Origin of the sequence: Nostoc sp., assembly GCF_036917615.1 — a bacterium.
In the GTDB taxonomy this organism is placed as follows: domain Bacteria; phylum Cyanobacteriota; class Cyanobacteriia; order Cyanobacteriales; family Nostocaceae; genus Nostoc.
Window position 1 is genome coordinate 191,503 of record NZ_JBALCZ010000026.1, and the last position, 20,577, is coordinate 212,079.

Consider the following 20,577-nt stretch of genomic DNA (forward strand, 5'->3'; position numbering starts at 1 on the left):
TTCTGCATTGCAGTCTCCCAAACGCTAGATGTACCTGTATTTTTGGTTTAAAGGATGTTTTAAAAGTGGTGGCTGATGTATCAGAAACTTTAGATCCTCCTAAATCCTCCTTATAAAAAAGGACTTTGAGAAGGTTATTCCCCCCTTTTTAAGGGAGTTTAGGGGGGATCTTGATACAACCGTAGACTTTTCAAACATTCTCTTAGGTGGATTTTGTTATTTTCCAGAGTAAGTCGTTGATCTGCTGTAACTTGGAGTTATAAATTTTCTCAATTCCAGCTTTTAAGAAGTCAGAGGGCTTAAACAAGAATATGTCAGTAAAGCCATTAGTAATCTCTGGTAACTTATTTGGTTCTACAATTTGAAATCGCACTTTTGGATCAACTAAGTGACCAAACATTTGTATTGATATAATTATGCTCTCTTCATTAAGATCACTAATTAAAAGCGGTTTATTACCTTGACTAATAATGTTAGCTATTTTAGGGTATTCTTGGTGTCTTTCAGGGAGTTTGTTCCACCACATCTGGGCTTGAGAGTGGACGGTACAAGATATAAATCCGCCCATAATTACTATAACCGCTACCAGTGACCAGAACTTTTTTTGCCAAATTTTAGTATAAATAGACGTGATCTTAGTGGTAAATAGGTAAGAAACAGCTAACTGTATACCTAAAACTGAAGGAAGTGTATATCGACTAGTAGCGTATCGCTTTTGAAAGACGAAATCTACTATCAGTAGGGGAAGCCCTACAGACCCAATCAAGGTTAAGACAAATAACCAAACTTCTTTAGAGGTTCTTCGACAAAGAACATAAATTGAGTAGCTGATGATAGCCAAAATAATTAAAATAAAAGGAATTAAGGCAATCTTAAGTTTTCCTGGATCGTTAGGGCTAATACCTAAATCAAAAAATGTCCGACTAAAGATACCAGCCCACCTTGCAGCTGACGCAAATAATGTTTGTTTAGGATTCGCCCAAATTACTGCTTCTGGCTGAGGGTAGGTAATAATAATCCACAGCCAAGGTACAAAAGTCATAAACCCTGCAAACGATGATAGCAGGTAAGAAATCAATGTTTTACTGAATCGGAAACGTTCGATTGCAACTACATAAATTCCCTGTGCAAGAGCAACAAATGTAAAAAATATATGAGTATAAAACCCTAGTACCAATGTTGCTGTATAAATGCACCAACTAACTTTTGTTTTAAGGCGCATGGCTCGTAGCAGTGCTAGGCTCGATATTAAGATGGCTACTATCCATAAACTGTATGATCGTGCTTCTTGTGCATACACGACATGAATAGGTGAAACGGCTACCAAGGCGATGGCTATCCACCCTATTAGTGAAGACTTAAATAATTCTTGACATAGCCAATAAAGACAAGGAAAGGTGAGCAGACTAATAAATGCCGAAAAACTTCTTGTCACTGCTACAGAATTGCCAAACCATTCTACCCAAAACCGGGTCAGCAAAATGTATAGCGGCAAAATTTGTGAGTCTTCTAAAATAATGCCTTTAATTGTATCAATTGTGTTTTTTTCATGATTGGGATACTGGTATTTCTGCAAATCTTCTATGCTGAGCAAACGACCATTACTTAACTGCTCATTCATTTCTGACTGCATATAGCCAGATATGCGTAATGATGAGTAAACTTCATCAGGCCAATAAATTTCTTTGTCAATATTGACGAAGCGAAAAAATATACCTGTTACTAATAAGATAATGATTAAAAAACCTAACCAAGATTTAGAAATAATCGACTTCTTTGACAATTGCTTTTTCATGCAGTTTTCAATCTCCTCAAAACCTTAATAAACGGTGGTAAAATTTTATTCTGACGGTCAGAATCGTTTCTTAGCAGACATTTTGGTTCCAATGCTACTCTAAGATGTGGATGTTGTCATTCACTGTGATAAGTATGAATCACTAGAGAAAAATATTTGTATCCACATTTTTCAGAGGCAATTAAGACATTTTTAATAGCCAATTGGTAATGGCAAAAGTAAATTAGTATCTCAGAATATGCTAATGGACAAGAATTAGGATTTAGATAATCTACAAATTAAACACAAGGGAGTTTTGATTAATTATTAGGAGCTTAATTTTAATAATTACCTGAAATTTAAGACATGATATTTCGTTAGAAAATTAATTTCTGAAGTTAAAAATATTTTTTATTATTGCCGTTTATCTAAGTCTTAGTATTTAGCATAATAGCAAGTAAACTTGTAGATTTTTTCTGTAAGCACGTTTGACACTTAACCAGGATCAAATTTTCTATAAATATTTGAGCTAAAAATATCCTATGTCCACAGAATCGGTTTCAATTATTTTGCAGTTTTTGGAAATAATATTCCAGACTAAATACAATTGTTTATCTGTTATTGTCTAGTATAAATTAATCGAGACGAAAAATACTTATATGAAAAATAAAATATTTGATAAAGTTTATATGAAAATACTATAAATAAGCCTTCGAGTAACATTGAAACCAAAGGTACGTTAACGTTTGTTTAAACCTCAACCTTGTAACAGAGGAAAATCCTGAGTCTGGTTTATCGAGTAGACTAGGGACTGTTTTCAAACTCGAAGATCCCCCCTAACCCCCCTTAAAAAGGAGGGAAAAGAAACTCTAAAGTCCCCCTTAAAAAGCAGGGCTGTTTCATTCCATCTTAAACAGAATTTGTCAATATGCTTCGTGCGAAATATTCTCAGTGAGGGTGATGAGTAGATGAACTTTTAAGCACTTCAACAACAGTCAGATTGCTGAACGCTTACGCTGAATTGCTTTTGGGTCAGGATTATCCTCAACTGTGATTTTTAGCTCTATTATCCGAGTTATCAGCACTAAGTGCGGTTAGAGTAACATGAAATCGCACCGTCAGGGACACCCAGAAACGGAGAATCCAACGTCATTCATCTGTAAAATTAGCTCTAGTCTGACGCCATTTTGCCCCCTTGTGTACTTAATTCCTCTCACTTTGTCTCTTCCAGTAATAGAATTAAGAACGAAGCCTTTGTAAAGCCTTCAACTATCAAAAGATAGAAGCTTTAGTAGCAGATTTTACATGTAGAAGAACGAAAATCTGTATTCAAAGTAAGCTTGTAGCATCTAAACGCTTGTAAGATTTTTATGACTTCCCGTATTCGCTTTTTAATGTGTCCCCCTGATTACTACGATGTGGACTATGTGATTAATCCCTGGATGGAAGGGAATATTCACAAATCATCGCGCGATCGCGCCGTGGAACAGTGGCAGGAACTACACCAGATCCTTAAACAACACGCCATTGTAGACTTAGTACCACCCCAAAAAGGTTGGCCTGATTTGGTTTTTACCGCCAACGCTGGCTTGCTACTGGGGGATAACGTCGTCCTCAGTCGCTTTATGCACAAAGAACGCCAGGGAGAGGAGCCTTTCTTCAAACAATGGTTTGAGGCAAATGGTTATACAGTCAACGAACTTCCCAAAGATTTGCCCTTTGAGGGAGCAGGGGACGCACTGCTGGATCGGGAAGGACGCTGGTTATGGGCGGGATACGGTTTCCGCTCGGAATTAGATTCTCACCCTTATCTAGCTAAATGGCTGGATATTGAGGTGCTCTCCCTGCGATTGATAGACGAACGTTTCTATCACCTGGATACCTGCTTTTGTCCTTTAGCAAATGGCTATTTGCTCTACTATCCAGGCGCTTTTGATTCTTACTCCAACCGCTTAATTGAAATACGAGTCGCACCAGAAAAGCTGATCGCAATTGAAGAAGCTGATGCACTCAACTTCGCTTGTAATGCGGTGAATGTGGACAGCATCGTGATCATGAACAAGGCGAGTGATGCTTTGAAAACCCGCCTTACAGATGTAGGTTTCCAAGTGCTGGAAACGCCGCTGACCGAATTTCTGAAAGCTGGTGGCGCGGCTAAATGCTTAACTCTACGAGTAACAGAACCAGTTAGGGATGAAGTCCATGCCAATGTCTCAGTAGAAAGCCGTGTCATTCGCATGGAAGGACACTTGCTAGATGCTGGCTTAATTAACCGTGCTTTGGATTTGATTGTAGATGCTGGGGGAAGCTTCAAAGTCCTGAATTTCAACTTGGGAGAACAACGACAAAGTACCTCAGCGGCTGATGTGAGGGTATCAGCACCATCCCATGAGGTGATGGAAGAAATCATCTCAATGTTGATTGATTTGGGTGCTGTAGATTTACCGCATGATGAGCGAGACGCTAAACTGGAGCCTGTAATCCAAGATGGCGTTGCGCCTGATGATTTCTACGTCAGTACGATTTATCCTACCGAAGTGCGGATTAATGGTCAGTGGGTGAAGGTGGAAAATCAGCGGATGGATGGGGCGATCGCAATTACCCAAACTGCTAATGGCTTAGTCGCTCGGTGTAAAATACTCCGCGATTTAGAAGTTGGCGAACAGGTAATTGTAGACGTGCTAGGTATCCGCACCATCCGCAAAACTGAATCGCGGGAACTACGCAGCACCCAAGAATTTAGTTTTATGTCGGCGGGCGTTTCCAGCGAACGGCGTGTGGAATTAGTCGTTGAGCAAGTGGCTTGGGAATTGCGGAAAATCCGCGATGCTGGTGGTAAAGTAGTTGTCACGGCTGGGCCTGTGGTGATTCACACTGGTGGCGGTGAACACCTAGCGCAACTGATTCGGGAAGGATACGTGCAAGCGTTGTTGGCTGGTAATGCGATCGCGGTTCACGACATCGAGCAAAATATGATGGGCACTTCCTTGGGTGTAGACATGAAGCGGGGTGTCGCCGTGCATGGTGGACACCGCCATCACTTGAAGGTAATTAATAGTATCCGTCGTTATGGCAGCATTCCCAAAGCTGTGGAGGCGGGGGCAATTAAAAGTGGCGTGATGTATGAATGTGTCCACAATAATGTGCCTTTTGTGCTTGCTGGGTCGATTCGGGATGACGGCCCTTTGCCCGATACCCAAATGGATTTGATTAAAGCACAGGAGGATTATGCTAAACACCTCGAAGGTACGGAGATGATTTTGATGCTGTCATCAATGCTGCACTCCATTGGCGTGGGGAATATGACTCCGGCGGGGGTGAAGATGGTATGTGTGGATATTAATCCAGCTGTGGTGACTAAGTTAAGCGATCGCGGTTCTGTGGAATCGGTGGGTGTAGTGACGGATGTGGGATTGTTCCTTAGTCTGTTGATTCAGCAGTTGGATAAGTTGACAAGTCCGTATGTTAATAAGGTAGGTTAAGAAAGGAACCGCAGAGGCGCAGAGGGCGCAGAGAAACGGAGATGACAAGAGTAGCTTTCAGTGAAGAGTTGGGGGTTAATTGGGTCAGTTTAATTGCTGATTTTATGCTGGCGGGGATGGTTTTTGGCCCGCCAGTGGCTCCCTTTCTGGCTGCGTCTGGAGTATGGTTGGTTCCTGGAATTGCGGACATCATTTATTTCATGGGTAATCATGTATGTCCACAACCATCTATGGGGTTATATTTGGCACCAACGTTTATTATGGCTGTGTGTATGCGCTGCTACGGCACTGTCACGGGTTTGCTGATTACTCGCCTGTTATATGCGCTTGGCGGTAAGGGATTTTACTGGTTAAGTCAGTATGGCTTACGTGGTGCTGCTTTAGCTAGTGTGCTAATGATGGCTTATCCTTTGGAGTTAGCAGCGCAGATTTTCGGTTGGTGGAGTTTTAATAACTATCTGGTTACACCTTTTGGGTTGATTACGGGTTTGGCGTGGGGATTGTTTACTATGCCCATTTTGCACGGGTGGCGGAGTGCTAATCCTAGCTTGGATGAATTGTAAAAATGGTTTTCCGGGATTTAATAGAGACGTTGCAATGCAATGTCTCTATACACATCAAAAATCCACAAAAAATCCTTAATTGAACAGTATTTGGTATAGTTCACCTGTCTATTTCGTCAACTAGGCGCAACCTCTTTTTTAGGGAGGTTAGGGGAGATCAAGCCTTAACCCAAGCTTATTAACTTACAAAACTGCGGGCTGATTTATGTTTACGTTTCCGCCGTAAGCCTACACCTAATGCTCCAAAAGTTAATGCACCTAATGCAGAAGCAGGTTCGGGAACACTGGCAATAATAGACTTATTCTCTAAACTATCGGTAATTCCTCCAAACTCGTACGACTCTAATTGATAGCTAAATAAACCGTCTGAATCACCGATAAATTCCAGAGGTGCTGAAAATTTCAGCACAGTACCATCAAGGCTGTATGGTACTGAACCCCGAATCTTACCCCAGCCTCCTGAATTTGGTTCCGATGCGCCAATTGAGACAACATCACGTATCCGAACGTCACCTGCAACGTGAATTTCTTCTCCGCGAATAATTGACTCAAGTTCACTATAGTATGGAGAACCTCTGAATACAGGCAATTTCCCATCTGCATCAATAAAGTATTGGAAAGAGTCGGCTTGCCTCCCGACTTGATCAACTGTGAGAAAGTCCGGCACTTTATTAAAATTTATAGTAAATAACACTTCTTTAGCATCAAGATTTACTACGGCTGACTCTGATTCAACTAATAGTACTGCCTGCGCTATTTGCCCTGTGCCCAAGGCAATTAAAGCTGCTCCAAGCATAGACACTGAAAACTTTTGGGCATATGTCATAAAAATTACTTCATTAACCGTAGGATGACATCAAGATAATACAGCAAATAACATATTAATTAAAAGTTATCGCAGTAATTTCACTTAAAATTTATGATAATTTTACAGAATTTTTAACAAATATCATACTATCTCAGAATATGCGATCGCATTTGTATCCAATTAGTTATTAGTCATCAGTTAGCGATCGCACTCCAGTTTCAAAGGCGGCGCGATCATACCCCCTCTGGAAATTGCAGATTACAAAGACACGCTTAAAAACAAAAGCAAGTTTTGTTTTCTCTTTTGTGTAACCCCACTTGCTACAACAAAGAGGCAGCGAAAGTGAGCAATTGTTAGCTTATTAGATGCTGTTGATTAACCCCCAGTAACCTCCAAGTTAAACCCAGTAATGTAGCTTGCCTCTTCACTCATCAGAAACGCTACTCCATTCGCCACCTCTGACAAACTTCCTAAACGCCGCATTGGCACTGAATTAATCATCTGTTGCTCAACTACCTTGGGGTCGGCATCAAAGTACTGCGACCCTGCTGCTGCTTGCAATTCTGTTTGCCGCGTCCACATAAAACCAGGGCCGATCAACGCCGGGGAGAGGGCATTCACCCGAATGCCGTAAGGAGCCAAGTCTTTCGCTGCCGTCTGAGTAATTCCAATGACAGCAAACTTTGAAGCGGCGTATGCCAACATATTTGGCGGCCCAACTACCCCTGCATAACTCGCCATATTGACGATCGCGCCTCCACCTGTATCGCGCAGGTGCTGTGCAGCTGCCTTGAGAATGTGGAAAACGCCGACAACGTTAATATTTATCACCTTTTGAAAGTCATCCTCAGGATATTCGTCCGTTTTAGCAAACACTCCTTGATAACCCGCGTTATTAAATACATAGTCGATACGCCCAAGCTGCTCAACAGCACTAGTAAAGGTTTTGGCAACATCATCACTAGCTGTAACATCACAGCGAAACGTGCCGACTGGAACGTTGTAACCTTTTAGTTCCTGAGCCACATCTGCCATCTTCGGTTCATTCAAATCTAGCAGGGCTATACCTGCGCCATTAGCAGCAAAACGGTGTGCAGTTGCCTTGCCAATATCTCCCGCACCGCCGGTAATCAGGATGGTCTTACCTGCAAACTGATAGGTTGCTTTTGCTGTCATATTTTCAACCTCTTATACCATTTTGGATTTTGGACACACTTACTGAATTTTAATGTTATACTTTTAGAAGACCTGGATCTATGCGATTGCAACACCCAAATCTTGTCAGAACCGGAAGGTAGCAGCAACACGGGAGGCTTGTGGTAGGCGTAGTCTCCGGGTCGCCCTATTTTTAGGAGCGTTCAGCAACAATGCCTGGTTTTGGAGATATTGTTCAAAAAGCTTTTTACCTCGGTGTTGGATTAGCTTCTTACGCGGGTGAGAAAGCAGGGGGAAAATTAGCCCAAGTGCGATCGCAAGTCCAAAAACTGGCAGATGAAATGGTGGCAAAGGGCGAAATGAACACAGAAGAAGCCCGCCGCTTCGTTGAAGAGATGATGAAGCAAGCCCAACAGAGCCAAGCATCTGCTGAAACCTCACCAGAAACACCCCCTTCTGAACCTCGCCGGATTGAAATTTTAGAGGAAGATGAAGAACCAACGGTGAAAGAGGGATCAACTGATGAGAACGTAGATAAATTACGCCAAGAAGTGCTAGACCTGCAAGACGAGTTAAAACGATTGCAACGCGATTAATAAAAAGCATTCTTTGATCGAAATATCAGTAAATAAGTGGCACTTTGACATGGCACTTTAGATAGAAATTTGATAAGATACATTGCTTAGTGTATACTCTAGTGCTTCAACCCAGATAGCACAAACCGTCTTGTTTATAGCCTGTAAGGGCGTCAAGTTTATGGAACAGTGGCAAAAAGATTTAGTAGAAATCGTCGAAATAGTGGCTGATGAAGTAGAGCGTTTCTTCCTGGGAATGAGTGAAATGGTAGACGCTTTTTTTGAGCTAACCGAAGAAATCACCGAGCAAGTCCCTAACATTGTCACTGATGTCGATCAGTATTTACAAGATTTGGCTGAACCAATGTTGGAAGCTTACTGGGAACTGGAAGACATCGTAACAGATATAGATCCGGGTTTTCCTTATTCAGTTGAACCCACAGCCGAAAAAAATCCTGCCTGCATGGGTTGCACTCACTACCACGGTCAAGTTTATGGTGGTAATTTGTTAGTTTGTGCCATGCATCCCCACGGTTGTGAAGATGAGAATTGTCCAGACTGGGAAAAGGAAGAGTATTGAAAGAGTGCTGTTAGCGGATAGCTATGGTTTAGCCCGTCATGAGTCCTGAGTAAGGATTTATGATTTATTAATCTCCCCATCTCCTCCTTTGCTCAAACTAGCAAATAATCATATTTTAAGAACTTATGAGTAATTCCTCAGCTGAAAGTGTATCCCAGGCAAGCCAAGAAATGAAGTATGGCGAACGCGACATTACCGAAGGTAAACTAATTACCTTTCCGAATCCGCGTGTGGGGAGGCGATATGACATTAACATTACTTTGCCGGAATTTACCTGTAAATGTCCGTTTTCCGGCTATCCTGACTTTGCGACAATTTACGTTACTTATGTGCCTGATCAGCGGGTAATGGAATTGAAGGCGCTTAAGCTTTACATTAACAGTTACCGCGATCGCTACATTTCCCACGAAGAATCTGCTAATCAAATTTTGGATGATTTTGTAGCTGCTTGTGATCCGTTGCAAGTCACGGTGAAAGCAGATTTTACGCCTCGCGGTAATGTACATACCGTGGTTGAAGTGCGTCACCAAAAGTAATATCATCACTGATTAGCACAGATGGAGATTAATCGGCTTTATTCAGCAATTTTTTTGATGGCAGATTGCACTTGAACCACAACTTTTTTAGACAAAGGAATATATCCGAGTTCCAAACTGGATTTTTGCCCCTCAATCACAGCCCAATCAAGAAAGTTTTTCAGCACTTGAGCTTTGACTCGGTTTGGATATTGGTGATAAGTTAAAAGCCAGCTGTAAGTGACGATGGGATAAGACTGGGCATATGTAGGATCGGTGATAAAAGCAATCAAGTTATTGGCAGGTAATTTCACTGCCTCTAAGGTTTGAGCTACAGATTTTGGTGTCGGTGTAATATAATTACCAGATTTATTTTCTAAAGCAGCCACAGAAAGTTTATTTTGTTTAGCGTAAATGTACTCTACATAGCCAATAGCTCCTGGTATCTGTTGAATCAGGGCGGTAACACCTTCGTTACCCTTTCCACCAATTCCCACTTGCCATGCTACAGCTTTACCAGCCCCAAGTTTCCTTTTCCATTCTGGACTTATAGCACTTAGGTGTTGCGTCAACACGCTCGTAGTCCCACTACCATCAGTTCGGTGTACAACCTGAATCGGTAAATCTGGCAAACTTACCCCTGGATTAGCTACGGCTATTCTAGGATGATTCCAATTCGTAATTTTTCCGAGGAAGATATCTACGTAAACTTGGCGTGGTAGCCTTAGAGCAATTGGCACATTGACTTGAGGCGACTGGTGTGCAGCTGGTGTGAGGTTATAAGCCAGCACAATAGAACCGGCAGTTATGGGTAAAGCGATCACTCCCCGTTTTATTTTGGCTGCTTGTTCACCTGTAATTCCTACATCACTAGCTGCAAAATCCACAGTACCTTCAATGAGTTGTTGCACTCCAGCACTGCTCCCTATAGCTTGATAGTTAATTTCCACATTGGGATTTTTCTGGTTGTAATCTGAAAGCCAGCGATCGTACAAAGGCGCGGGAAAACTTGCTCCAGTACCAATGAGGGAAACATGCTTGATGTTTTTCTGATCACCAGTGCAAGAAGCGATACTCAACGAAATAGCGATTAGGGGTAAAAGGTAAATACGTCCCTTGGATTGAAGTTGAGCAGACATAGAAATCTTTTGTTCCAATGTTTAATAAATACCTCTAGTAATTTCCCAATTTGTAGTCGTGTGGACGTAATTAATTATAAATAACTTTGAAACGCATAGGCACTTCGCCTTCCCGTAGGGTAGGTACGCAAAGTTATCACTTATGCTCTGCGTTCGTCTGCGATTTCCTTTGCGCCCCTGGAGGGTTTAAACTTCAATTGGCGTCTCTTTCTCTTCACCTTTTGGCTGTGAACTCAGCCGATCTAAAATCTCCAAAACCTCTTGTTCAAAAGCAACTTGGGCGCGATTAGTTTTGCCACCCACATACAAGCGATCGCCTTTTTGCAATGCCCATATTTGCGAATGGGAGAAGTAACTCATCACCACACCCAGCATTAGCAAGCCAAACCCTGAGTAAACAATTGGTATGCCTGGATCAGCTTTAATTTGTAAACCAGTGCTACCAATCACATCCAGAATTTTCAGCTTCACGCCATTGATTTGAGTGGACATACCAGCGCGGACAGTATCAACAAGTTTGCCAGTGGCATCATAAATTAATACCATCCCTTGCAAGTCTTTGGCTAACAGGGATACACCCTCACTCAAGTCGGGTTTAGTCGGAACCCAGGTTCCCCAAATGCGCCCGTTACCGTTGGTCTTCAATTGCGCCATCGGTAGCTGAAAAATCGGGCTGTTGTTAAATTGGACACGAATACCTGCGATTCCCCAATCAGTTTGATAGAAAGTGACGCCATGATAGCGCAGAGGCTCGTTGACAAAAATCTTCTTGTGGTCAACTTCCTGTCCCTGATTATTCAAGACAGACAGATCCGAATAAAATTGATTAATGCTGCCAGATGGAGTGTAGTCAATCCAAAAACGATTGACGCGCACAGCCCAATCTTTCGGGACTTGGGCTGCTGCTAAAGGCCCAGCATCGACAATATTTTTTACCTGAAATGTATCGCCACTAGCAACCATTTCCTGAGCAAGAAACCCAGTCATCGCCCCCCAAATTCCTCCTAGCAGAATAGCTACGATGCCAATATGAACGATAATTGGGCCGATGCGTCCGACTATTCCCTTGCGGGCGTACAGTAAATTTTCTTTTTCTTGATCTTGAAAAATTTTATAGCGGCGTTTCTGTAATATTTGGTACAGAGAATTCAGGGAACCAGTATCTAGTTCTGCACTTAAAGCTAATTTTTGAAATTGCCGTGGTTCTTCGTAATATTTCCAGCGTTGGGCAGCTTTTAAGGCTGGTAACTGACGGGTAAAAGAACAAGCAGTTAAGCTAGTGCCAAATAAGATGAGTAATGCCAGAAACCACCAGGTACGATATACGTGGTCTAACCCAACTACCTGAATTACCTTCCAAGTTAAGAAACCAAATAAAGCTGGATGTTCTGGGTAGTTAGCTTGGTAGAATGCGGGTGAGCGACCTTGTTCAATTACAGTACCAGTAGAGCTAAAGATTGCAATTAATAGCAGGAGTGCGATCGCTAGTCGTAAATTGGTCAGTATAGGCAAAAGCTCCTGCCGTAAGAACTGCCCAGGTACTGCCCACCATTTTAATTCTTTGTCCGCTGAATCTTCTAAAGTCATTACGTGTAAAATCTAACAAAAGTATTGATAATAAAATCTCAATCAAGCACATCAAGGATTGAAATTAAAAACTGCCAAGGGGAATCCGAGAAATTAAGGAAAATACACCGAATCCTACCAATAGTGCCCCGCTAACTGGGTTAATCCAACCAGACCAGCGACGCAATTCTAGTAACTTTTTAATTGAAGCTGTAAAAGTACCCGCCAAAATCAATGGTGCTACATAACCAGCTGTGTAAGAAAGTAGCAAAACAGCGCCTAAAATTAAGTCTTGTGTATTGGCAATCCAACCTAATAAGCTGGCTAAAACAGGTGTGCTACAAGGGGATGCAACTAAGCCGAAAGTCAGCCCCAGCAAATAGGAACGCAATCCTGCTGGTAAATCTGGCGAAATCCAATTCGTTTTGCCCAAGGATGGAAATTGCAGAGGTAGTGCTTCTAATAAGTTTAGCCCCATGAGAATAGCGATAATGCTGACGATAATCGGCAAACCAATTCCCACTTGACCGTAGACTTTTCCCACAAAAGCTGCTAAAATTCCTAATCCGGCTAATGTAGTTGCTAATCCCAGAGCAAACCAAGTTGATTGGGCAGCTGCTTGCAAGCGGCTTTTGGCTTCATAACCACCGATGTAACCAATAGTAATTGGCAGCATAGAAAGCATACAGGGTGTGAGACTGGTGAGCAAGCCGGCTGCAAAGATGATACCAATACTCACCACGCTAAGGTGTGTCAGTTGGTTAGAAACGAGACTGTTGGCAAATTGTTCTAGTTGGTAAATTTGGGTTTGCAGGTTATCAAGCATGGGAAGTTTATGAGCAGGAAACGCTTACTCTGCTTGAATTGTAGCTTATTTTTGGATGTAGAGTCAGTAGAACTAATTATTTAAACCTGATATCATCTAAATTTCATCTGCCCAAGGAAATATATATATTTAAAATACAATTACAGCTTTTTTCAACTATTTAAACCATAATCCCCTGTAGCGCACAGCTGTGCTACCTTACCTTATGATTTAATTACCTGAAAATTACTGTAGTCTCACATCATCCCTGAAGAAGCACGCTGGAGTATTTGGCATGATGATTGCATTACCCGGATTTCAGATTGTTACTTTGTTAAAACAATACTTCGGACAAAATCAGGCAACTATAGCACCGTAGGACAATAGCTCCTGATAGTTAGGATGAGATTTAATTGAAGTCGGCTCCAACTCTAACTCTAATACTTTTTCCGAGATATACAGGCACCATGCATTGCTACCCCCAGCTTCAACCCAATACAGGGTAGATTCCAATAAATGCGATTATTGATAACTGGACGTTAGATTTTTGAAATTACCTCAATAGCGCTTGTCCACTGGACATCAGGATAGCGCTCGTTATCCAATGGCTGATTTTGTCAAATTTTGTTCTTTGGTTATTTCCGCGACGGCGGCATTAATCGTGATTTGTCCGCGCCGCGTTTCAATATCGCCGTTTTCAAAAACGATAAGACCGGAGTTGAAGCCGCGCATCATTTCGCTGTATGCGTTGACGGCTTCAGGCGAAAAGCCGAAACCAGAAAGCGTCGCCTGCCATTCGCTTTCGGGAATGGCGACGGCTTGCACGTCGCGTTTGAGAGTAGCGGCGAAGGCGGCGGCGACATCGTTCGGCGAATAGTCCGCCGCGCCGTGCAGTTCGATAATGCGCTTGCCCGTCCAATTCTCGGTCATCGCTTCGGCAGCGGCGCGCCCGATGTCTCTGGCGGAAACCATCGGAATCTTTCGGTCAAGCGGAGCGTAAAAACTCGGCATCACACCTTGTCCGGCGGCGACCGCAGCCACGCCGCTCCAGTTTTCCATAAACGATGCCGCCCGCAAAAATGTGACGGGAATTTTTAAATCGCCGAGAATGCGCTCTAAATGATACGTTGTTAGAATGTTGCCCGTGCCCTCAGCGTGCTGTGAGCCGACCGAAGACAGCAACACGACTTTGCGCGCGCCGGAGTTTTCAACCGCTTCGAGGTAACGCTTGCCGAGGTCTTTCGCCACCGCAAACATATCGGCGACGTTATAAGCCGTCGGATTAATAGCATAAATAGCATCTGCTTCACGCATCGCGGCGGTCATCGCATCCGTGTCGGTCAGTTCGGCAAAAGCGACTTCCGCTCCCTTCGCACGCCAAGCGTCGGCGGTTTTGCCCGAGCGCAGCACGACGCGCATCGGAAGTTGTTTTTTAAGCAAAGCATCGGCAACCGCAGAACCCGTCTGTCCGCTCGCCCCGAAAACTACATACATAAATTTCTCCTGCTTAATTAGGTATCTAATTGCTGTGTACACCCAATAATATAGATCATCAGCAAGCGATCGCTGTCGGATTTCAACAGCATATTTCCAAGCCTGTAGATTCACAGGAATTAGTGAAGGCGATCGTCTTGTAAGCTTTTTCTAACTTGTAGGACTTACTGTGCAACCAGGCTCAGGAGGATGAGATAATTCGGAATACTATCCATTAATGTCCATCATTAGACCAGTGGGGACGATCGCTAGATAATTTGATTACACCGTAAGAACGACCTACCTGCCATAAAGTAGAATTTTCATAACTCGTTCGTGGCTCACCAATGCTGACGATAGTTCCACTAAAGTTTTTGATTTTTAAGATTCCTGACCAAGTAATTTCCCAATCAATTGCTAATCTTTGGGTATGACGAGAGGTAAGAACAGGTCGAAAAGCAATATTATAGGCAGACACCATTTCTTTAGCAGCTTGGACAGAGCCAGCGTTAGTGTAATGTAGCCAATTAATATCTACATTGGGCATAGGTGGAACATCTTTGGCAGCAATTTCATTATTACTAATACGAAAAGCGTAGTGCATTAAATAAGCCCGTTCTGAGGAACGAAATACTGAAGCGATATTAATAGTAGCTCCGGCATTTATTAAGGCTTGCTCAAAAGTTTGTACTTTTTGACGGAAGGGAGAAGCCAAATCATCAATTAAATTGCTGTCTGCAAAAAAACTAACCCAGTTTTTTCCACTAAGTTGTTGTCTTAATCTTTTGGCGTATTCGGTTATGTTGTCTAAAGCCAACTCAAAATCAATACCAAGCTTAGTTTTTGTTGCATTAGAAAGCTGTTGAGCTAACTCGGCTCGAAAATTGATGTCTCTTTTCTTATAAGTTTCGGTTAGTCCTCTTATACTGTTGGGGCCAAAGTCTCCGTCAACTGCTAACGAAGGATTTAAAGCAGCGATCGCTGTTAAACTTTGTTGTAAGTTTTTGACCTCATTATCGCCAAAGTTAAGATAGGTTAAGAATTTTTTGACGGCATTAGTATAAATAGCAAAATAGATGGGAAAACCTTGCTCTAGTGCTTTTTTATAAGTAGCAGTATCCACAACTCCCGTCACTGCTAAACCATTCCGATTCTGATATTCACGGGTTGCTTTATCTGTAATATTGCCAAAATCTCCATCAACGGCAGCAATCGGGAAATCATTATCTAAAAGAAATTGCTGCCAAGCAATTACATTAAGTCCTTCAGACTGTTTTTGGAGAGTAGGAAGTTGCAAAGCTTGAAGTTTAAAGCCCATAGTTTTTATGTAATGAAACAATTGTTTTAACCTAATTGTTCTATCAATGTTCATCGGTTAATTTCAGTCACAATCGCTGCCAAATGGGTATCTCGTACTTCATCAGAGCTATTGGGAGTCCAACAAACGCTGTTTGATAAAACCCACTTTGGATTCTAACATCCGCAGTTATGCTAGCTTTCCTTTAGAAGTACTCAAAAGAGAGAACAGCGAACGCATTCTCAGAAATCCGCTTCCAGGAACTTATAGTAATAACTTGTTATATTTGACACCACACCTTGATTTACAAGCAAATTTATGCTGGCTAAATTCCCATCACCTGTATTCATCCCTCTATTAGAAATTGTCATAACTCAAACCTTTGGATGCACAACTCATAAAGATAGTTCAGCGATCGCTCAAACTTCACCTCAGCCAGCACCCCAAGAAATCAATCGTCCAACCAGGAGAAGTTCTGGCTTTACCAGGCAAGTTGGATACAGTACCTGTTTTTAACAGCAATAGCCCAGAATGGATTAAAACTGAGGGTATTTTACTTTCTACCTTTCCTAAAAACGGTAAAAAAGTTCCAGCAGCGCACCTCAATTTTCCCTTTCAGGGACGCTTTGACTTATTCGCTCACCACTACACCCACACTCCCAAAGATTTACAAACCCTTTATTTGGGTGTAATTGTGCATAACCCTGGTAAAAAACCTTTAACAGTAGATGTGTTGCAAGCAGCGAGTTATTTGATGCAGGATGCGCCCTTTGTCACCTTACCCCCCTACATAGAAAATAACGATGGGAAGGCTTACTCAGGGCCAGGCGATCGCGCTGTTGGTGATGTACTCCGAGGTGTTCGACAAGCTGATATTAAGGCAAAGCTGATAATTCCCCCAGGACAAAGCCAGATGTTGCTAAATCATCCTATTCCTGTACGAAATCTAGAAAAGCCAGTGAATGGTAGCTCTACCTTTATGCGGCTGCGTAGTAGCGATCAAGTTTATATGGCAAGTTTAGCAATGTTTGCCAAGGAAAATTCTGAATCAAAAGAACGCCCACCGACTCTTGCAGAATGGCAAGCTTTACTAGATACCGGGAACTTTGCTGGGCCGCGAGATAAAACCCCTACTCCTCCAAATGCTACCAGTGGCGCACTGATTTATGGGCGTGTAGCTGGTGTGTCTAGTGGTTCCCAATGGCAAGCAAAGTTGGTGGATAATCCCCAAACCACAAATTTGACTATTCCCCAGCGTGGCAAAGCTATCTCATATACTTTAGACACATTGCTCAGTGGTCGATTGGGCACTCAACAAATCCAAACAGCCAAGATGCTGGTACGTTATCCAGATACGGCATACGAAGCACATGGCAATTATGGGGTGGAATATAAACTCACCTTACCCTTAAGCAACAATACCAACCAAAATCAGACCGTGACCGTTACTTTGGAAACACCTTTGAAGGAAGATAAATTATCCCAAGGTGGTGTGCGTTTTTGCAAACCATCCCTAGATTTTCCTTTCTTCCGTGGTACAGTGCGGCTACGCTACTTCGATGACCAAGGTCAACAAAAGACGCGCTACGTACATCTATGGCACAGAACTGGTCAGGTGTTAGAACCATTGGTGCAGGTTGTACTTCCACCTTCGACTAAGCGGATAGTACAGGTAGATGTGATTTATCCGCCAGATTCGACACCGCCGCAAGTGCTGAGTGTAAGAACTTTAGAAAAGTGAGAATTGACATACTCCCACGAATAGAATTCGGGTTCCTAAAAAGTTTTAGTTATTTTCGGAAATTGACTTTCCAATTTTGGAAAGTCAATTTCCAAACTTGACGATGTGCATCTAATCAAATTTATCTATTGTAAAGGAGTGCAGAGAGGGCAAACACCTAAAACGCCAGCGCCGCACAGACTCAATTTACTAACCTGCCTCAATTAACTAAGGAAAATAAAACAATGTCTAACATCAACGACCAAACCCAAGACCTCTATAGCATCGAATTGGTGCAAGACCTTGACCACGAAGCCGCTGCTACTGTTACTGGTGGTTATTTATACCTTTCTACCGGATATAATGGTTCAGGAAGTGAGACACCTCCTCTCGGAAAAGCATATCCCGATTTAGGAGGCTATGACAATAAAGTATCTTGGTACAAGGTAACGGGTAACAAAGGTTGGTATGCCTACACTGGTAAGAATTACACAGGTAAAGGATACTATCTAAAACCAGGTAGCAAAGGTAACTTAGGCGGCTATGCTAACAACAATTGGGAGTCTGTCAAACCTGCATATTAACTCGGTTCTATTTCATACCGCAGACTAGAAACCTGAAAAACTAAAACAGAAAAGAATGCTCTCACCTTCGCTTTTAGCTGAGTAACATCCTTTTCTCGCAGTTTGTAGGGGCGAGGTCGTTTTCGCTCCTACTTTTTCATTTCAATGAAAATAACACAAATAAACGTAAATGGTAATACCCATAGCAAGATTTGAGCGTCAGAGTATGCGAACAGCATGAGAATCAAGTCGCACACGGCGTAACCAAGTAATCCCCAGATTTTTTATGAAATACCAGGTTGTTCTCCAACATAGTGAAGAAGATTGCGGCGCTGCCTGCCTTGCAACTGTTGCCAAACATTACGGACGCACTTTGACTCTAAGCCGGGTACGAGAAGCGGCAGGTACGGGGTCGAGAGGTACTACCCTGCTTGGTTTGAATCGGGGTGCAGAAGCTTTGGGATTCAATGTCCGCCAAGTCAAAGCTTCTCCTCAACTGATCGACAGTTTAAATAAAGCTCCAATGCCCGCAATTATACATTGGAAAGGCTACCACTGGGTAGTTTTATACGGTCAAAATAGAAATAAATATGTAATTTGTGATCCTGGTATTGGTATCCGCTACCTCAGCCGTCAGGAATTAGTTGAGGGTTGGAGCAATGGGATTATGCTGCTATTGCTGCCAGACGACACCCGTTTTTCCGAGCAGCCAGATGACAAAATGACTGGCTTTGGGCGCTATCTGGTACGTGTTTGGCCCTATCGCTTCCTTCTGGGTCAGGCGATCGCAATCAATATTGTGATCGGAATATTATCTCTGGCCTATCCTTTGATGATGCAACTCCTCACTGATGATGTGCTAGTGCGGGGAGATACTCAACTATTAACTACCGTGGCAATTGGGGTAATTGCCATGAACTTGTTTAAAAGTGCGATTGGTTTGGTACAGTCTCACCTCATCGGTCACTTCGGTCAACGGTTGCAATTAGGACTGCTGCTGGATTATGGTCGAAAACTTTTACACTTGCCGTTATCTTACTTTGAAGGACATCGTAGTGGGGAAGTCGTCAGCCGAATTGCCGATATTCATGCCATCAATGAGTTAGTTTCGCAGATTGTCCTTGGTTTACCTAGCCAATTTTTTATTGCTCTAGTTTCCTTGGGCTTTATGCTCTTTTTGAGTTGGCAACTGACTCTGGCTTCTGTATTGGCCTTTGTGATCGTCACCTTAGTTAACCTGCTTTTCCTACCCGCCTTGCGCCAGAAAACCCGTAAGCTGATCATTTTAGGCACTGAAAACCAAGGTTTTTTGGTGGAAACCTTTCGTGGTGTCCAAGTACTCAAAACGACCCAAGCAACTCCGCAAGCTTGGCAAGAATATCAAACCAATTATGGTCGCATCGCTAACTTGGGTTGGAGTACGATGAAGTTGGAGCTATACAGCAGCACATTCACTAATATTCTTTCAACTTTAACTAATATAGGCTTACTCTGGTTAGGCAGCTATTTAGTAATTAATGGGACATTATCCATCGGTCAACTGCTAGCCTTTAACGGCATGAGTGGTAACTTTCTCGGTTTTTTAAGTTCAGTAATCGGGTTAGCTGATGAGTTTATTACTGCCCAAATTGTCATCCAACGGATGGCAGAAGTGATTGACGCTACCCCAGAAGATTTGAACGCAGAAAAAAAGCCTTGGGCAAAAATTCCCACTGATGCAAATATTATCTGCACTAAAGTTAACTTCCACCATGCTGGTAGAGTTGAGCTGTTGCAAGATTTTTCGTTGACTATCCCTGGTGGTAAAGCTATTGCTTTAATTGGTAAATCTGGTTGTGGTAAAAGTACCCTAGCCAAACTGATTGCTGGTTTATATTCCCTCCAGTCAGGCAATATCCGTTATGGCATCTATAACAGACAAGACTTATCTTTAGAATGTCTGCGACAGCAGGTAGTCTTAGTACCGCAAGACCCGCACTTCTGGAGTCGCTCAATTTTTGATAACTTCCACTTCAGCTATCCTGACGTGACTTTTGAAGAAATTGTCACAGCTTGCCAGATAGCAGGAGCTGATGAATTTATTAGCGAATTACCTGACAAGTATCATACCGTCTTAGGAGAATTTGGAGCTAATCTTTCTGGTGGACAACGCCAAAGATTAGCGATCGCCAGAGCGATAATTACTAACCCGCCGATACTGATTTTAGATGAATCCACTGGCGCTCTCGATCCGGCCAGTGAAGCTGAAGTACTAGATCGACTACTTACCTATCGCCAAGGCAAAACCACAATTTTAATTAGTCACCGCCCCAAGGTCATTGAGCGAGCCGATTGGATTGTATTACTAGAGCGAGGACGTTTGCAAATCCAAGGTTCTCCAGAAGAATTGCGCCAAATTCCTGGTGACCACTTGGGCTTCTTAGAAGATGTTCGGTCATCGACTCCTAGTTTACTGGTGAAATCTTCCGATCATGCTAACGGCAAATACGCCACCATCAGTTAATGCCATCCTCTTTCTTTGAGGATTTTGGATTTCTCCTTGACCATCCCTTGCCCTCAAAA

At 42.6% G+C, this 20,577-nt stretch carries 15 protein-coding genes, 1 other RNA gene and 1 pseudogene; 9 read left to right on the forward strand and 8 right to left on the reverse strand.

The features are described from left to right. Positions 1-202: 202 nt before the first annotated feature. Positions 203-1,795 carry a glycosyltransferase family 39 protein gene (locus V7K85_RS09310; protein ID WP_334812932.1) on the reverse strand — a complete coding sequence of 531 codons (1,593 nt, stop codon included), beginning with the start codon at positions 1,793-1,795 and terminating at the stop codon, positions 203-205. Between the two features lie 1,349 nt (positions 1,796-3,144). Here V7K85_RS09310 and argZ point away from each other — a divergent pair. Further along, positions 3,145-5,256 (forward strand): bifunctional arginine dihydrolase/ornithine cyclodeaminase, encoded by a 2,112-nt coding sequence (argZ, locus tag V7K85_RS09315; protein ID WP_334812933.1) that lies wholly within the window; start codon positions 3,145-3,147, stop codon positions 5,254-5,256. Positions 5,257-5,297: 41 nt separating this feature from the next. Then, the gene (locus V7K85_RS09320) at positions 5,298-5,819 is read left to right on the forward strand and encodes a DUF2085 domain-containing protein (RefSeq protein WP_334812935.1); all 522 of its coding nucleotides are present in this window, start codon (positions 5,298-5,300) and stop codon (positions 5,817-5,819) included. Between the two features lie 178 nt (positions 5,820-5,997). On the opposite strand, the gene V7K85_RS09325 is transcribed toward V7K85_RS09320, so the two are convergent. Together V7K85_RS09325 and V7K85_RS09330 are read right to left on the reverse strand one after the other, a co-directional pair. Further along, positions 5,998-6,645 carry a PEP-CTERM sorting domain-containing protein gene (locus V7K85_RS09325; RefSeq protein ID WP_334812936.1) on the reverse strand — a complete coding sequence of 216 codons (648 nt, stop codon included), beginning with the start codon at positions 6,643-6,645 and terminating at the stop codon, positions 5,998-6,000. A gap of 357 nt (positions 6,646-7,002) precedes the next feature. Beyond that, positions 7,003-7,803 carry an SDR family NAD(P)-dependent oxidoreductase gene (locus V7K85_RS09330; protein ID WP_334812938.1) on the reverse strand — a complete coding sequence of 267 codons (801 nt, stop codon included), beginning with the start codon at positions 7,801-7,803 and terminating at the stop codon, positions 7,003-7,005. 69 nt (positions 7,804-7,872) lie between these two features. Here V7K85_RS09330 and ffs point away from each other — a divergent pair. From ffs to queF, 4 genes are all read left to right on the forward strand, one after another. Then, positions 7,873-7,969: signal recognition particle sRNA small type (ffs, locus tag V7K85_RS09335), an RNA gene on the forward strand. 25 nt (positions 7,970-7,994) lie between these two features. Further along, the gene (locus V7K85_RS09340; protein WP_334812940.1) at positions 7,995-8,378 is read left to right on the forward strand and encodes a phasin family protein; all 384 of its coding nucleotides are present in this window, start codon (positions 7,995-7,997) and stop codon (positions 8,376-8,378) included. Positions 8,379-8,538: 160 nt separating this feature from the next. After that, a complete protein-coding gene (locus tag V7K85_RS09345; RefSeq protein WP_334812941.1) occupies positions 8,539-8,937 on the forward strand; it encodes a hypothetical protein in 399 nt (132 codons plus the stop codon). Positions 8,938-9,062: 125 nt separating this feature from the next. Beyond that, positions 9,063-9,473 (forward strand): preQ(1) synthase, encoded by a 411-nt coding sequence (gene queF, locus V7K85_RS09350; protein WP_334812943.1) that lies wholly within the window; start codon positions 9,063-9,065, stop codon positions 9,471-9,473. A gap of 38 nt (positions 9,474-9,511) precedes the next feature. Here queF and pstS read toward each other — a convergent pair whose 3' ends face one another. From pstS to V7K85_RS09375, 5 genes are all read right to left on the reverse strand, one after another. Next, the gene (pstS, locus tag V7K85_RS09355) at positions 9,512-10,591 is read right to left on the reverse strand and encodes a phosphate ABC transporter substrate-binding protein PstS (RefSeq protein WP_334812945.1); all 1,080 of its coding nucleotides are present in this window, start codon (positions 10,589-10,591) and stop codon (positions 9,512-9,514) included. Between the two features lie 186 nt (positions 10,592-10,777). Then, the gene (locus V7K85_RS09360; protein ID WP_334812947.1) at positions 10,778-12,178 is read right to left on the reverse strand and encodes a cytochrome c biogenesis protein; all 1,401 of its coding nucleotides are present in this window, start codon (positions 12,176-12,178) and stop codon (positions 10,778-10,780) included. Positions 12,179-12,242: 64 nt separating this feature from the next. Continuing rightward, positions 12,243-12,983: a cytochrome c biogenesis protein CcdA gene (locus V7K85_RS09365; protein WP_334812949.1), complete on the reverse strand. Its 741-nt coding sequence runs from the start codon at positions 12,981-12,983 to the stop codon at positions 12,243-12,245. A gap of 576 nt (positions 12,984-13,559) precedes the next feature. After that, complete coding sequence (locus tag V7K85_RS09370) at positions 13,560-14,456, reverse strand: NmrA family NAD(P)-binding protein (RefSeq protein ID WP_334812951.1); 897 nt, start codon at positions 14,454-14,456, stop codon at positions 13,560-13,562. A gap of 214 nt (positions 14,457-14,670) precedes the next feature. Next, the gene (locus V7K85_RS09375; RefSeq protein ID WP_334812953.1) at positions 14,671-15,753 is read right to left on the reverse strand and encodes a peptidoglycan-binding domain-containing protein; all 1,083 of its coding nucleotides are present in this window, start codon (positions 15,751-15,753) and stop codon (positions 14,671-14,673) included. Between the two features lie 297 nt (positions 15,754-16,050). Between V7K85_RS09375 and V7K85_RS09380 the strand changes: the two are divergent. From V7K85_RS09380 to V7K85_RS09390, 3 genes and pseudogenes are all read left to right on the forward strand, one after another. Beyond that, positions 16,051-17,473: pseudogene (locus V7K85_RS09380) on the forward strand (DUF3370 domain-containing protein). A 224-nt stretch (positions 17,474-17,697) separates the two neighbouring features. After that, entirely contained in the window at positions 17,698-18,036 is a 339-nt protein-coding gene (locus V7K85_RS09385; protein WP_334812955.1) for a hypothetical protein, read from the forward strand. Between the two features lie 265 nt (positions 18,037-18,301). After that, the gene (locus tag V7K85_RS09390) at positions 18,302-20,518 is read left to right on the forward strand and encodes a peptidase domain-containing ABC transporter (protein WP_334812957.1); all 2,217 of its coding nucleotides are present in this window, start codon (positions 18,302-18,304) and stop codon (positions 20,516-20,518) included. Positions 20,519-20,577 lie beyond the last annotated feature (59 nt).

Excerpts from the sequence above, each read along its gene's own strand:
- V7K85_RS09310 (WP_334812932.1), bottom strand. The coding sequence starts at position 1,795 with ATGAAAAAGCAATTGTCAAAGAAGTCGATTATTTCTAAATCTTGGTTA.
- argZ (WP_334812933.1), top strand. The coding sequence starts at position 3,145 with ATGACTTCCCGTATTCGCTTTTTAATGTGTCCCCCTGATTACTACGAT.
- V7K85_RS09320 (WP_334812935.1), top strand. The coding sequence starts at position 5,298 with ATGACAAGAGTAGCTTTCAGTGAAGAGTTGGGGGTTAATTGGGTCAGT.
- V7K85_RS09325 (WP_334812936.1), bottom strand. The coding sequence starts at position 6,645 with ATGACATATGCCCAAAAGTTTTCAGTGTCTATGCTTGGAGCAGCTTTA.
- V7K85_RS09330 (WP_334812938.1), bottom strand. The coding sequence starts at position 7,803 with ATGACAGCAAAAGCAACCTATCAGTTTGCAGGTAAGACCATCCTGATT.
- V7K85_RS09340 (WP_334812940.1), top strand. The coding sequence starts at position 7,995 with ATGCCTGGTTTTGGAGATATTGTTCAAAAAGCTTTTTACCTCGGTGTT.
- V7K85_RS09345 (WP_334812941.1), top strand. The coding sequence starts at position 8,539 with ATGGAACAGTGGCAAAAAGATTTAGTAGAAATCGTCGAAATAGTGGCT.
- queF (WP_334812943.1), top strand. The coding sequence starts at position 9,063 with ATGAGTAATTCCTCAGCTGAAAGTGTATCCCAGGCAAGCCAAGAAATG.
- pstS (WP_334812945.1), bottom strand. The coding sequence starts at position 10,591 with ATGTCTGCTCAACTTCAATCCAAGGGACGTATTTACCTTTTACCCCTA.
- V7K85_RS09360 (WP_334812947.1), bottom strand. The coding sequence starts at position 12,178 with ATGACTTTAGAAGATTCAGCGGACAAAGAATTAAAATGGTGGGCAGTA.
- V7K85_RS09365 (WP_334812949.1), bottom strand. The coding sequence starts at position 12,983 with ATGCTTGATAACCTGCAAACCCAAATTTACCAACTAGAACAATTTGCC.
- V7K85_RS09370 (WP_334812951.1), bottom strand. The coding sequence starts at position 14,456 with ATGTATGTAGTTTTCGGGGCGAGCGGACAGACGGGTTCTGCGGTTGCC.
- V7K85_RS09375 (WP_334812953.1), bottom strand. The coding sequence starts at position 15,753 with ATGGGCTTTAAACTTCAAGCTTTGCAACTTCCTACTCTCCAAAAACAG.
- V7K85_RS09385 (WP_334812955.1), top strand. The coding sequence starts at position 17,698 with ATGTCTAACATCAACGACCAAACCCAAGACCTCTATAGCATCGAATTG.
- V7K85_RS09390 (WP_334812957.1), top strand. The coding sequence starts at position 18,302 with ATGAAATACCAGGTTGTTCTCCAACATAGTGAAGAAGATTGCGGCGCT.